The following is a 13,241-nucleotide window of genomic DNA, read 5'->3' as shown; positions in this document are numbered from 1 at the left end:
TGTTATACATGCTATTTACTAATAAATGGCTTATACGTTATTTCATTTGATCAAACATTGTTTTAACATCCTTAGAGTTAGGGGTTGCATACAAAGTTGGTGTGCCAGAAGTTGAACGCCGAGATGTCACTGCAAAAACATAACCAAGATCTTGATTAATTCTTTCTCTTAACCAAGGCCCCCCACTAGCCCCGCCATTCATACCACACTTCATGGTGGCATCGCTGCTAAACCATCCTCTACTAGTTGTAGGTCCATCGCAATAATAAGCTATCTGTCCATCATATGGGTTTTCGGCGGGCCAACCAAAAATACGAACGTCTGGTTGATTCGTACCATATCCAGTGGAAAGTCCATTTCCTCCAATCGTATTTACTAAGTCTTTTTCATTCCTTGGGAAAACAGTGAAAAATGCTTGGTCATAGCTAGAATTACTATCATTTATCCAGGCGTTGAATGTCCGCGCTTCTTTCCAGTTCCAAATACCATAAGGTGTTGAACCATTACGATATGCCGGAGCAAATGCAATATTTGAGTGCCATCCTTTCCCTTTTCCTCCATTTACACAATGGGCTGCTGTTATAACAAGATTTTTATAATTATTGTTAATTGAAGAAGCAGAACAAACATAATCTTTTCCGCCATATGAAAAAAATACTTTGCCTGCTGTAGATGGAACAACTACATTTGCTTCGTTTATGTTATTGTTAGTTTCGGGTAGAACGGGATCAGAAATATTAGTAGGCTCTCCTATTAAAGAAGATTCAAATTGTTCTGGATTCGTTTCTTTTTTTTCATCATTTTTAATTTTGTCTGCTGGAATTGCATTTTTCATCTTTTCTTTTGTCCAATAGCCGGCAGGATCTTCTGTATTTTTGGGATCTTGAATAGTAGGTGGGATTGTTGGAGCAGTTTTAGATTGGGTAAGAGAATCGTTATTTCTTAAAGTAGTATTTTCATCATTAGATGTTGCAAATGCTAACTGAGTACTTAAACATAATGTGAAAATTACACTAAATATAGTTCCGAAAACCAAAAAATTTAGTCTTTTCATAAATGCCCCCCCCTGGATATATTTGGTTATTCGTGGCCACAATCATAGCATATTTCAATTCGTTATTCACTATGAAAACAAATTGAAACATTCGCATAAAATTTTTTCTTTATATGTAGTCCCTTTCATGACCACATATAAAGAAAAAACGAGTGAAGGCCACTCTTTGTTTTACATGGCAGTGACTTATCCCGCTATTCGTGGGCAGTAATACTCCCACCTCAAAATTCGGCGAAAGCATTGTCCAGCTCCAGCGGCTAGAATCTCCGGTCGTTTCGCCCCCTACGAGGGTCGGGTGCTCCAACGTCCTGCGATTCTGAGCGAGCCGCTTCCGCTTTTCTTAGGAAGTTAGGTGGGAGATAAACTGCCCGTAAAAGCCCGATTGGTTCAACTAATAATCAGTGGGGGATGAAGAAAACCCCCACTGATTAAAGTTTCACTTTATAGGTTCAAAAATTAAAATGGATTCATCTCGCATTCTCATTTCAAGGTACATAGAAAACAAAGAAGATATGCGGGGGATAACTACTGGTATACACTTAATTGGGCGGGCTTTTCATCAGTGGGGAGGAAGTTTCATTTGATTTAAATAAAAGGTAAAATTCATAGCCAAATATGGAACAATTAGAATGAAACGGAAAATGATTGTATAATAGAAAAAAGCATAAAGATAAAGGAGTGATTCGTATGCAAATTCTTTTATACGTCAGTGTAGCTATTATCGCAATTGCGTTTGCCGTATTAGTTGTATATGTATGTCGAACATTACTATCTGTTCAAAAGACGTTAGAAAATGTTGCAAGTACGATGGAAGGTCTGGAAAAACAAATGCAGGGCATTACAGTGGAAACGGAGCAGCTTCTTCATAAAACAAATGTATTAGCAGATGATATCCAAAAGAAATCAGAGTCGTTAAATAAAGTGATGGAAGGTGTAGAGGGAATCGGAACAACGATTCATTCACTAAACACAAGATTACGCGGCGTTTCTGATTCTGTTGCTCATCAAGTAGAAAACAATGCTGATAAAGTAGCGCAAGTAGTGCAATGGAGTAATGCGGTCATTGATGTGTACAATCGCTTCCGGACGAAAAAGAAAGAAGATGAAGTAGAGAAATTTGAAAGAACAGAGAAGAAGCCGAAAAAAGAAAAGAAATTACCGCGGCTTCCGATTCGAATGAGAGGTGAATAATATGAGCATGACAAAGATTGAAACAATGGAACAATTTGAAGAGATCATCGCAAATAAAGAGCCATATATCTTGTTTAAACATAGCACGACATGTCCGATTAGCCACGGTGGTTTCACAGCGTTTCAAGAATACCTTGGTGAAGAGCAAGCTGTACCAGCATATTATTTATATGTACAAGAGGCACGTCCTGTTTCCAATAAGATTGCTGAGCACTTTGGAATTCAACATGAGTCGCCGCAAGTATTATATATCAAAGATGGTAAAGTACTATGGCATGCATCGCATTGGAACATTACAAAGCAATCATTAAAAGAAAATATTAACTAAGGAAAAGCAAGCAAATACGCTTGCTTTTTTTAATTTTCTGAAAATAATGTTAGCAGGCTATATATTTTTTAATTAAATGAAGAAAAAATAACGATTCCATACGCAGTCTCATGCGATGTGTATGAAGTGACATCTGTATATGTATCATATATAATAAATTATCTTATAAATGATATTTATATTTGTTAGTATACATATAACACTTGAAAGAGGTGGCTTTTATGGCATCACAGGAGTTAGATCGGTTACGTTCTCAAATTGATGAAATGAATTTACAAATTTTAAAGTTATTAAATGAGCGCGGTCGTCTTGTACAAGAAGTTGGCAAGCTAAAAGAAGTACAAGGTGTGAAACGTTTTGATCCAATACGTGAACGCAAAATGCTCGATTTAATTGCGGAGAATAATGATGGACCATTTGAAACGTCAACGCTTCAACATTTATTTAAACAAATTTTTAAAACAGGGCTAGAATTGCAAGAAGATGATCATCGTAAGGCACTTCTTGTATCACGTAAGAAAAAGTCAGAAGATACGATTGTTGACATTAAAGGCGAAAAAATTGGTGACGGCAATGCGCATTTTATTATGGGACCTTGTGCAGTTGAAAGTTATGAGCAAGTTCGTCAAGTCGCTGAAGTAATGAAAGCGCAAGGCTTAAAACTAATGCGCGGCGGAGCATTTAAACCGCGTACATCACCATATGATTTCCAAGGTCTTGGCGTTGAAGGATTGAAAATTTTACGCCGAATAGCAGATGAGTATGATTTAGCGATCATTAGTGAGATTTTAAATCCAAATGATATTGAAATGGCGCTAGATTATGTAGATGTTATTCAAATTGGTGCCCGCAATATGCAGAACTTCGAACTGTTAAAAGCAGCTGGTTCTGTGAATAAGCCGGTATTATTAAAACGTGGATTATCGGCAACAATTGAAGAGTTTATGTATGCAGCAGAATATATTATTGCACAAGGAAATGGCGATATTATTTTATGTGAGCGCGGTATTCGTACGTATGAGAAAGCAACGCGAAATACGTTAGATATTTCTGCTGTACCAATTTTGAAGAAAGAAACGCACTTGCCAGTTGTTGTGGATGTAACACATTCAACAGGGCGCCGTGATTTATTATTGCCAACTGCAAAGGCGGCAATGGCAATCGGTGCAGATGCAATTATGGCAGAAGTGCATCCAGATCCAGCTGTAGCACTTTCTGATTCAGCGCAGCAAATGGACATTCCAGAATTCAATGCATTTATGAATGAATTAAAAGCATTTCGTATGAGATAAAGTGAAACTTTAATCAGTGGGTTTTTTTTTCATCCCCCACTGATTATCAGCCCTCACCAATCGGGCTTTTACGGGCAGTTTATCTCCCACCTAACTTCTTTGTTTTTGCTGAATTTTGAGGTGGGGGTATTACTGCCCGTTAATGCGGGATAGAGCGGGATAATGGCTTCAAAAATCTATGTAGCTGTGTGCTACATAGATTTTTTTCGGAAAAATGGGTATTTTTATATAAAAAATATGAAAATATAAGAAAAGGAACGAATTTTTTCGAAACTTTTTCGGGAAAATATTGTCTCAATCCTTATTTGTATCGTATCATTAGTGAAAGGGCTCAGAAGTGGCCTCTTTAAGTAGAATGGATGTCTTTTTTTAATCAAGTCAACTGATACATATTATATAGATGAATTTTATAAAGGAGTGTGTGAAAAGATGAACGTAACAATATATGATGTAGCGCGCGAAGCAAATGTCTCAATGGCAACAGTATCACGTGTTGTGAACGGCAATCCAAATGTAAAACCAACAACAAGAAAGAAAGTATTAGAGGCGATTGAGCGTCTTGGTTACCGTCCAAATGCAGTAGCACGTGGATTAGCAAGTAAGAAAACAACAACAGTTGGGGTTATTATTCCAGATATCTCGAACACGTTTTATGCAGAACTTGCACGCGGTATTGAAGATATTGCAACAATGTACAAATATAATATTATTTTAAGTAACTCTGATCAAAATAAAGAGAAAGAGTTCCATTTATTAAATACAATGCTTGGGAAACAAGTAGATGGTATCGTATTTATGGGAGAAGATATTACCGATGCTCACGTAGAAGAATTTAAAAAATCTCCTGTTCCAATCGTACTTGCAGCATCGTTTGATGAGCAAAATATTACACCATCTGTAAATATTGATTACACACAAGCAGCATACGATGCAATGAAACATTTCTTAGAGAAAGGTCATACTAGAATTGCTTTCGTATCTGGTCCTTACGTTGATAAATCAGGCAGTGCAAAAAAATTACAAGGTTACAAACGAGCATTAGAAGAAGCAGGCATCGCATACGACGAAGAGCTTGTTGTGGATGGCGATTACACGTACGATTCTGGTATGGAAGCATTAGACAAACTATGGGAACTTGCTGAAAAACCAACAGCGGTATTCGTATCTTCTGATGAAATGGCACTAGGTGTAATTCACGCAATGCAAGATAAAGGTTTAAACGTACCAAATGATTTAGAAGTACTTGGCTTTGACAATACGCGCCTTGCTCTTATGGTACGCCCTCAGCTTTCAACAGTTGTACAACCAATGTATGACATCGGAGCGGTTGCAATGCGTCTATTAACAAAATACATGAACAAAGAAACGGTAGAAGATCATACAGTTATTTTACCGCACCGCATTCAGTTTAGAAAGTCAACGAAGTAACAAGAAACTTGTGCAAATACACTAACTGCTTAAAAAGATGCTCAGAATTTTTACATTCTGAGCATCTTTTTTGTTATGGAGCTAATTTCATTAGCTCCATAATAAAAATTAAATTGCAGATAACGTTTGTGCTTCTGCATTGCTTTGCCATTCACTCTTATGAAGAGTATAGTGATTATACTTTTGATTTTTGATTTCAATTTCTTCTACAACTGTAAATCCGCTTTTTTGAATCACTCTATTTGAACTTACGTTTTGTGTTAGAGCAACGGCATTCAGAAGCTCGATATTCGTTTTTTCAAACAAATAATTGATCAACCCTTTTACTGCTTTTGTCGTATATCCTCTATTCCTATAATGTTTTGAAATAGCATAGGCAATCTCGCGGTTAGGAGCAGGTAACTCTTCTTTTATTCCAGTCATACAAAATCCGATAAACTCACCAGTTTCTTTTAATATGATAGCTAACCTCAAATAAGTTTGCTTATCGATATTAGGTACCGCTGCTAAAAACGCCTTATTTGATGGAATTTCATAATTTGTTACCCAATCTAAACGCTGTTCCCTTGTTGTCTTGAAATCTGGTAAAAACTCATAAACTTCAGGTTGTGAGGTAAGTTCGTATATAGCATCAGCATCGTCAATCCTATATTCTCGCAGCAATATTTCTCCGCAGTCGATTGTGAATAAGTCGTTCAAATTGTTTCAGCTCCCATTACTTTTTCTTTACACATTTCTGTTTTTTTTATGAAAATTCCTTTTGAAATTAAACTGTTTCTCTAATGGAAATTTCGCTTTATCACTATTTCTAGTATAATGATACTAAAGGCTATGTGAGGGGGGAGATGAAATGATCATTCTTTGGGGAATTACACTTTGCGTTACGGCTCTATTTGCTTATATGACATTAAAACAGAGTGGTATGAGACGATTTATTCCTGGTAGTGCTTTGGCAGGAATAGCCCTAATCACATACGTTACTTCCATTTTTTTAGAGAGCGCTGGAGAACAAGTACATGAGAAATTTATATTTTTTTCTACCACATTCCTTGTAAGCGCTGTCATTATTTTACTTGTAGCAGGAATTATTTTGTTTATTCATACAAACTCAGAAACATTATAAAAAAAGAGAGTAGGCTTACAAAACCTGCTCTCTTTATCTATTTATGCATTATCTTTTGATGTGTTTTGTTGTTTCAATAAATCGCGAATTTCTGTAAGAAGTACTTCTTCTTTTGTTGGTGCTGGTACTTCTTCTTTCTTTTCTTCTTCTTTTTTAAATGTTAGCTTATTAAATAGTTTAATAAATAAGAAGATAGAGAATGCGATGATGAAGAAGTCAACGATCGTTTGAATGAATGCACCGTATTTTACAACAGCCTTTCCATAAGTAAAGGAAAGTCCTGTGAAGTTTATTCCACCAAGTAGTAATCCCAGTAGTGGCATGATAACATCACTTACTAATGAAGAAACAATTTTACCAAACGCGCCGCCAATTACAACCCCGACAGCTAAGTCCATAACGTTTCCTTTTAAAGCGAACTTTTTAAACTCATTCCACATGTATAATTCCACCCTTTCCACGATTCACTATGAAATTTATAATTCCTATCAACATATTCTATACAAAGTTTTGATAGAAATAAAGGGTAGAAGAGAATGAAAATAAATTCAGAAAACTGAACGTGTTTTCCTTTTTTGTTATAAATTTGTAATTTTTCACAGGCCAAGAAACTCTTTAATTGTCATCGCATACATTTTTGTTTCTTCAATATCTGGGAAATGAGCGCTATGTTCAAAGAATGCAAAGGAAACATTCGGCATATTTTTTGCAAGCTCTTTTGCCATTTCCGTTCCTGTATTTCGATCGTGCTTTCCAATGAGGAAAAGAGAAGGAACAGTAATTTCGTATGTACGCTCTTTCAAGGGAATAGAAGGCGGAGATTGAAATAAAGCTTTCGCCATAACACCTGGATTCGTTAGCCCGCTTTCTTTCCAAAGTGAACGATTATGTTTTGCATATTGTTCATCATGAAAAAGTAAACGATCGACCGCTTTTGTATCAACAATACTCCATACCATATCGTATTTTTCCTTTAAAGATATCGGGAGTCGCAAAATATGTTGAATTTGTTGTTTCATATCTTGATGAGCAACTTTTTCAAATCCAGCAAGCTGAATATGATACGAATGTTTATAGTCACCGGAAGAAGGAGCTTGTAGAAGTAAAGTTTCGACTCGATTTGGATAAGCTAACGCATATTCGAGGCTGAGTTGTCCGCCGAAAGAATAACCAAGTAGATGGAATTTCGGAATCTGTAATGCCTCTCTTAGTTTTTCTAGATCATCGACTAAAATCGCGATCGAGTAATCTTCTTCATTTTTAGGAGCATCAGAACGCCCGCACCCGCGTTGTTCATAATACATGACGGTTGCAAATTCCTCTAGCTTTAGACCAATTGTTCGTTCAAATGTATAATGATTTCCTCCTGGCCCGCCGTGAACGACGACAATCGGGATTGTCTGATGTTCTGCACCAGCAATTTTACACCAATGAGGTATGCCATTCATTGTTATGGAAATAGTTCCATTTTGAAGCATTATAGATGTTCACTGCCTTCCGTTAATGAATGATAAAATGCTGTAATTATAGATGAAAATTTCGCTTCTTCTTCTAAAAATGGATAATGATTGCTGTCTTCAAAAGGAATGAAGGAGGAATTTGCTATTCCTTCCTGTATTTGTACTGAATATGCAACCGGGCACTGTACATCATGCTTTCCGCAAATGATTAACGTTTTTGTTGCTATGCTAGCAAGTTGTTCTCGTAAATCAAAGCTGCGAAATTCCTTTGCAAAATAGTTCATACGGCTTGCGGCCATCGTTTTATAAATTGGTTTTGAGAAGTATGTTTCATACTGGCTTGGACGATGTAAAGATAGCTTTGTACGCTCAGTTGATAAAGTAGTTCTTTCTTCTTTCGTAAGATGCGGCAACTTTAAATCTTCAATGAGCTGTTGCATGTAGGAAAATTGCGGATGCTCTGGATGATAAATGCAGTCTTTCGTTTTTGAATAGTCACTAGCAGCAGCGCCGACTACTAGTAACGATAACAATGATTGTGGATAGTTTATCGCATACATAAGTCCAACCATGCCGCCAGTAGAATGCCCTGCAAAATGCCACGATGAAATGTGCAGCGCTTCTCGAATAGCTTCTAAATCTTGAATTGTTTCTTTCATACTTAATTCATCTTCTTGAGAAGCAGTTATTGAATTTCCTGCATCCTTTAAATTAATTAATATAACTTTATGTAAGGATGTAAAGCTGTCAGCAAAATAGTCGCCCGTCTCATTGAATTGTGAGTAAAGGTGTGTAATACAAAGCGGATCTCCGTGTCCCTTTGTAAATAGTTCAAAGATTCCGCGATCTGTATGGATAAATTGTTGTTTCCACATAAGCATATCTCCCTTTGTTTTAAACATGGCACGTGGCAGAAAAAGGCCCTGACCACTCCTATGCGCGGCCAGGTGCTCTTGTCCCCTAAAAAAGAAAGGCTTTTTTAATACAAAACTTTTTTCATATTATTCCGAATTATCTCAAGGCATTTTGCTACAGTTAATTCATTTTTCTCTTCAATTTCTTGTTTTCGAGGGATAGGGTTATACATGTTGTTAGGATCTTCCCATGTAAGGGGGAGATCAGTAGGTGCTTGTCCTTTCCAAGCTTCAATCCATTCTGGGGGAAGATAACCTGAGATGTTTTGGATGTTGTTCATTTCAAGCCAAATGAGCGCCCAAGCTCTCGGAACGACGCGCCATATATCATAACCACCACCGCCGACTGCAATCCAGCGGCCATTGCAGTATTCGTGAGCAATTTCATGAGCGAGTTTCGGAATTTCTCGGTAAATTTGTATCGTTGAACAAAGATGTGTAAGAGGATCGTAATAATGAGCATCAGCTCCGTTTTGCGTTAAAATAATATCAGGTTTGAAATAGTCAGCGACCTCCCTGATAACGGTACGATATGCATGAAGAAATGAATCGTCTTCTGTAAAAGCATCGAGAGGAACGTTAAAAGAATAGCTATATCCACTCCCTTGCCCACGCTCATTGACAGCCCCTGTGCCAGGAAATAAGTAACGGCCTGTTTCATGCAATGAAATTGTGCAGACGTTAGGGTCATCGTAAAAGGACCATTGCACACCATCACCGTGATGAGCATCTGTATCGATGTACAAAACACGAAGACCGTATTTTTTTTGTATATACTTAATAGCAATCGAGCTGTCATTATAAATACAAAATCCAGAGGCTTTCCCGCGAAAGCCGTGATGTAATCCGCCGCCGAGATTGAGAGCATGCTCCGCTTTTCCTTCAAGAATGGTATCGACCGCAGTTAAGGTGCCGCCAACAAGAAGGGCGCTCGCTTCATGCATGTTTGGAAATATCGGTGTATCTTCTGTTCCAAGACCATATGACATTGCAAGTGATCGTTCTATTGTTCCTTCTCCAGCACGTTTTACCGCATTTATGTACTCTTCTGTATGAATGAGAGCAATTTCTTCATCTGTTGCCATTCGCGGAGGAATAATCTGTGAAGGATGGATGAATCCGCCTTTTTGCAGTAAATCAAACGTTAGCTTTACGCGAAGCTGATTAAAAGGATGATCAGGACTAAAGGAATAGCCCTGATAATCCTCTGAGTAAATGAATACATTTTTCATGTTCCCATCCCCGCAATATTTGGCCATAAAACATGGTAGCCTTTTTGTTCTAGTTCTTCAATTGCTTTAAGAGGATTCATTGTTTGAATGCGGAAAACGAGAACTTTGTCGCTCTCTTCTTTTGCTGGATAGACGAGAACGCTCACAATGTTAATTTTTAGTTCACTGAAAACAGCAACAACTTTTCCGAGAATACCAGGTTCATTTTTTACTTGAATTTCAACTTGTGAACTTGGCTGATGAGCCCCTGTTAGTTTGACAAGTGTATACAATACTGTTGATTCCGAAATAATGCCGACAAGTCTACCGCCCTTTGTAACAGGAAGGCAGCCAATTTTATTTTCAAAAAATAATGTGCCAATTTCTTCAACGAAATCAAGTGGATGACATGTCATAACGGGATACTTCATAATACGTTCAATCGGCTCTTTAAGAGAATCTTTTGAAACGTGTTCATCAAGAATGGACGGGCTTGCATCGCGAACGTCACGGTCGGAAATAATGCCGACAACTTCATATTGTTCATTTACAACTGGAATGTGCCGAATACTATGTGCTGCTAATGTTCTTAAAGCTGTTTCAATCGTGTCGGTTGGGCGCAGCGTTGTTACATTTGGATTCATGATTTCTTCAACGATCATGATGTAATCCCCCTTTTTAGTACATGAAACGATTTTTGAAGCGTAAGCGGTCAAATTGTTGAATGGATGATGTATCAACTCGTTTTCCGATGCGAACCATTAAGCAGTTTGCGGGGTGCGAGCAAATTTCAGGGTCATCTGTTGCCATCCATTCCAGTCCACCAGCATTCATCATCTTCTCCATTACTTTTCGATATTCCCAGACATTGAGTCCAGTTTGTTTTAAATCCCAGTGCCAATAATATTCAGTTGTTAAAATAATGTAGTCTTCCATATGGTCATCCATCATAGAAACTTCTAATAAGTTCTTTCCAACAGCGCAGCCGCGAAAATCAGGAACAACTTCAATGGCGCCAAGCTCAATTAAATTGTTCATTTTTCCTTCAGACCATCGTTCAAGAGGGTCTGGATATAAGTACGTTACATAGCCAACAATTGTATGTTCATGACGAGCAATAATAATCCGAGCTTCCGGTAATTTAGAAATCTCGACAATTGCTTTATATTGCTGAGCCGCAGGTCGAAAGGCAATTAAATCAGGATGAAACTCATACGTTTCTAAATTATGCGTTTTGACAGGGCCTTCAATAATTAAAGTTCCTTTTGGTGTTTTTAAATTTCTTGCATTGTACACTTTACTATGAATCAATTTTAGGCTCACCACCTTCAAAGCTTTGTGAATCTACTATCTATTTTTATACTACTGTACTCAGTATGCGATGTGAATCGAAATTTGTCAGTAAAAATTTGTCTGAAAATCTTAAAAAATACTGAAAATTATAAAAAATATATTTATAATAGACTTATATGTACATAGATAGAAGGGGGATGTAAAGAATGAAAGTAGAAACACTTCCAGTTATTCAAGGGGAAAATAATTTATTAAATTACGATGAAGCATATCAAAATTTTAATTGGGAAGAAGTTAATCAAAATTTTTCTTGGCATGAAACTGGGCGAGTAAATATGGCTTATGAGACTATTGATCGACATGCCAAATCCCACCGAAAAAATAAAGTAGCATTATATTATCAAGATGGTGCGAGAAAAGAGAAATATACGTTTAAAGAAATGAAAGAACTGTCGAATAAAGCAGGAAATGTCTTGAAAAATTATGGGGATGTCGAAAAAGGCGACCGCGTCTTTATTTTTATGCCTCGTTCACCGGAATTGTATTTTACTTTACTAGGTGCAATAAAGCTTGGAGCAATCGTTGGTCCATTATTTGAAGCTTTCATGGAAGCGGCTGTATGTGACCGCTTAGTGGATAGTGAAGCAAAGGTGCTTGTGACAACACCGGAATTGTTAGAACGTATACCATTTAATGATTTACCGGCATTAAAAACGGTATTTGTTGTTGGAGAAGGTGTAGAAGATGGCGGTAAAATTGTCGCATTTAATCCGCTTTTTGAACAAGCTTCTAGTAAGCTAAAAATTGAATGGCTTGGAAGAGAAGATGGCCTCATTTTACATTATACATCTGGTTCAACAGGGAAACCAAAAGGGGTGCTGCATGTTCAAAATGCAATGGTGCAGCATTATCAAACAGCGAAATGGGTGCTGGATTTAAAAGAAGATGATGTATATTGGTGCACAGCAGATCCAGGCTGGGTAACTGGAACAGCATATGGTATTTTTGCACCTTGGTTAGTCGGAGCTTCTAACGTCGTGTTAGGAGGGCGCTTTAGCCCTGACGCTTGGTATGAAACGCTTCAAGATTACGGTGTCACCGTATGGTATAGTGCTCCAACAGCATTTCGCATGTTAATGGGTGCTGGTGAAGATACGCTGAAGAAATATGATTTATCAGATCTTCGTCATATTTTGAGTGTTGGGGAACCATTAAACCCAGAAGTAATTCGCTGGGCGATGAAAGTGTTCCATCTTCGCATTCATGATACGTGGTGGATGACGGAAACAGGTGGACAAGTTATTTGTAACTATCCTTGTATGGAAATTCGTCCGGGATCAATGGGAAAACCAATTCCAGGTGTGAAGGCAGCGATCGTTGATAATGAAGGGAATGAAGTACCGCCATACACGATGGGGAACTTAGCAATCGGAAAAGGCTGGCCGGCAATGATGCGTGCGGTTTGGAATAACACGCAAAAATATGAGTCTTATTTTATGCCAGGAGACTGGTATGTGTCAGGTGACTCTGCATATATGGATGAAGATGGATACTTTTGGTTCCAAGGGCGTATTGACGATGTTATAATGACGTCTGGTGAACGTGTTGGTCCGTTTGAAGTAGAAAGTAAATTAATTGAACATACAGCTGTTGCAGAAGCTGGTGTTATTGGAATTCCAGACCCTGTACGCGGAGAAATTATTAAAGCGTTCATCGCACTGCGCGCAGGTTATGAACCATCTGAAGAATTAAAAGAAGATATTCGTCAATTTGTGAAAAAAGGACTAGCTGCTCATGCAGCGCCGAGACAAATTGAATTCCGAGATAAATTACCGAAAACGAGAAGCGGTAAAATTATGCGCCGTGTATTAAAGGCATGGGAGTTAAACTTACCAACAGGTGACTTGTCTACGATGGAAGATTAAACAAGAAAGGTCTGAACATTCT

General features: G+C 37.7%; 14 protein-coding genes. 6 read left to right on the top strand and 8 right to left on the bottom strand.

The features are described from left to right. Positions 1–37: 37 nt before the first annotated feature. Positions 38–1,054: a trypsin-like serine peptidase gene (locus BR72_RS19360; RefSeq protein ID WP_035435775.1), complete on the bottom strand. Its 1,017-nt coding sequence runs from the start codon at positions 1,052–1,054 to the stop codon at positions 38–40. A 645-nt stretch (positions 1,055–1,699) separates the two neighbouring features. Between BR72_RS19360 and BR72_RS19355 the strand changes: the two genes are divergently transcribed. From BR72_RS19355 to ccpA, 4 genes are all read left to right on the top strand, one after another. Continuing rightward, positions 1,700–2,245 (top strand): DUF948 domain-containing protein, encoded by a 546-nt coding sequence (locus BR72_RS19355; protein ID WP_035435771.1) that lies wholly within the window; start codon positions 1,700–1,702, stop codon positions 2,243–2,245. A 1-nt stretch (position 2,246) separates the two neighbouring features. Further along, positions 2,247–2,573, top strand: coding sequence for a bacillithiol system redox-active protein YtxJ (ytxJ, locus tag BR72_RS19350; RefSeq protein WP_035435769.1), 327 nt, complete (start codon positions 2,247–2,249; stop codon positions 2,571–2,573). A gap of 221 nt (positions 2,574–2,794) precedes the next feature. Further along, on the top strand, positions 2,795–3,865 hold the full coding sequence (locus tag BR72_RS19345) for a bifunctional 3-deoxy-7-phosphoheptulonate synthase/chorismate mutase (protein WP_035435766.1): 1,071 nt from the start codon (positions 2,795–2,797) through the stop codon (positions 3,863–3,865). Between the two features lie 429 nt (positions 3,866–4,294). Beyond that, positions 4,295–5,293, top strand: coding sequence for a catabolite control protein A (ccpA, locus tag BR72_RS19340; RefSeq protein ID WP_035435764.1), 999 nt, complete (start codon positions 4,295–4,297; stop codon positions 5,291–5,293). Between the two features lie 108 nt (positions 5,294–5,401). Here the strand turns inward: ccpA and BR72_RS19335 are convergent, their stop codons facing one another. Beyond that, positions 5,402–5,992, bottom strand: coding sequence for a GNAT family N-acetyltransferase (locus BR72_RS19335; RefSeq protein ID WP_035435761.1), 591 nt, complete (start codon positions 5,990–5,992; stop codon positions 5,402–5,404). A 151-nt stretch (positions 5,993–6,143) separates the two neighbouring features. Here BR72_RS19335 and BR72_RS19330 point away from each other — a divergent pair, with 151 nt between their 5' ends. Then, entirely contained in the window at positions 6,144–6,416 is a 273-nt protein-coding gene (locus tag BR72_RS19330; RefSeq protein ID WP_035435758.1) for a DUF3917 domain-containing protein, read from the top strand. A 41-nt stretch (positions 6,417–6,457) separates the two neighbouring features. Here the strand turns inward: BR72_RS19330 and mscL are convergent, their stop codons facing one another. The 6 genes from mscL to BR72_RS19300 all read right to left on the bottom strand — a co-directional run bounded on the left by mscL (position 6,458) and on the right by BR72_RS19300 (position 11,312). After that, on the bottom strand, positions 6,458–6,856 hold the full coding sequence (gene mscL, locus BR72_RS19325) for a large conductance mechanosensitive channel protein MscL (protein ID WP_035435756.1): 399 nt from the start codon (positions 6,854–6,856) through the stop codon (positions 6,458–6,460). 156 nt (positions 6,857–7,012) lie between these two features. After that, positions 7,013–7,894, bottom strand: coding sequence for an alpha/beta fold hydrolase (locus tag BR72_RS19320; protein ID WP_035435752.1), 882 nt, complete (start codon positions 7,892–7,894; stop codon positions 7,013–7,015). Next, positions 7,894–8,751 carry an alpha/beta fold hydrolase gene (locus tag BR72_RS19315; RefSeq protein ID WP_035436354.1) on the bottom strand — a complete coding sequence of 286 codons (858 nt, stop codon included), beginning with the start codon at positions 8,749–8,751 and terminating at the stop codon, positions 7,894–7,896. The genes BR72_RS19320 and BR72_RS19315 overlap by 1 nt, the downstream gene beginning before the upstream one ends. Positions 8,752–8,855: 104 nt before the next feature. After that, positions 8,856–10,022 (bottom strand): acetoin utilization protein AcuC, encoded by a 1,167-nt coding sequence (locus tag BR72_RS19310; protein ID WP_081904942.1) that lies wholly within the window; start codon positions 10,020–10,022, stop codon positions 8,856–8,858. Then, positions 10,019–10,663, bottom strand: a complete 645-nt coding sequence (locus tag BR72_RS19305) for an acetoin utilization AcuB family protein (protein ID WP_035435746.1) — start codon at positions 10,661–10,663, stop codon at positions 10,019–10,021. The genes BR72_RS19310 and BR72_RS19305 overlap by 4 nt, the downstream gene beginning before the upstream one ends. A gap of 16 nt (positions 10,664–10,679) precedes the next feature. Further along, positions 10,680–11,312: a GNAT family N-acetyltransferase gene (locus BR72_RS19300; protein WP_035435743.1), complete on the bottom strand. Its 633-nt coding sequence runs from the start codon at positions 11,310–11,312 to the stop codon at positions 10,680–10,682. A gap of 188 nt (positions 11,313–11,500) precedes the next feature. On the opposite strand from BR72_RS19300, the gene acsA reads away from it, so the two are divergent. Then, positions 11,501–13,219: an acetate--CoA ligase gene (acsA, locus tag BR72_RS19295; RefSeq protein ID WP_035435741.1), complete on the top strand. Its 1,719-nt coding sequence runs from the start codon at positions 11,501–11,503 to the stop codon at positions 13,217–13,219. Positions 13,220–13,241 lie beyond the last annotated feature (22 nt).

Source organism: Bacillus sp. UNC322MFChir4.1 (assembly GCF_000746135.1).
Classification (GTDB): domain Bacteria; phylum Bacillota; class Bacilli; order Bacillales; family Bacillaceae_G; genus Bacillus_A.
Note: the sequence above shows the minus strand (reverse complement) of the source record. Positions and strands in the feature narration are given on the sequence as shown.

What these genes read in the sequence shown, in the direction of transcription:
- BR72_RS19360 (WP_035435775.1), bottom strand. Translation starts at nt 1,054, where the DNA reads ATGAAAAGACTAAATTTTTTGGTTTTCGGAACTATATTTAGTGTAATT.
- ytxJ (WP_035435769.1), top strand. Translation starts at nt 2,247, where the DNA reads ATGAGCATGACAAAGATTGAAACAATGGAACAATTTGAAGAGATCATC.
- BR72_RS19345 (WP_035435766.1), top strand. Translation starts at nt 2,795, where the DNA reads ATGGCATCACAGGAGTTAGATCGGTTACGTTCTCAAATTGATGAAATG.
- ccpA (WP_035435764.1), top strand. Translation starts at nt 4,295, where the DNA reads ATGAACGTAACAATATATGATGTAGCGCGCGAAGCAAATGTCTCAATG.
- BR72_RS19330 (WP_035435758.1), top strand. Translation starts at nt 6,144, where the DNA reads ATGATCATTCTTTGGGGAATTACACTTTGCGTTACGGCTCTATTTGCT.
- mscL (WP_035435756.1), bottom strand. Translation starts at nt 6,856, where the DNA reads ATGTGGAATGAGTTTAAAAAGTTCGCTTTAAAAGGAAACGTTATGGAC.
- BR72_RS19320 (WP_035435752.1), bottom strand. Translation starts at nt 7,894, where the DNA reads ATGCTTCAAAATGGAACTATTTCCATAACAATGAATGGCATACCTCAT.
- BR72_RS19315 (WP_035436354.1), bottom strand. Translation starts at nt 8,751, where the DNA reads ATGTGGAAACAACAATTTATCCATACAGATCGCGGAATCTTTGAACTA.
- BR72_RS19310 (WP_081904942.1), bottom strand. Translation starts at nt 10,022, where the DNA reads ATGAAAAATGTATTCATTTACTCAGAGGATTATCAGGGCTATTCCTTT.
- BR72_RS19305 (WP_035435746.1), bottom strand. Translation starts at nt 10,663, where the DNA reads ATGATCGTTGAAGAAATCATGAATCCAAATGTAACAACGCTGCGCCCA.
- acsA (WP_035435741.1), top strand. Translation starts at nt 11,501, where the DNA reads ATGAAAGTAGAAACACTTCCAGTTATTCAAGGGGAAAATAATTTATTA.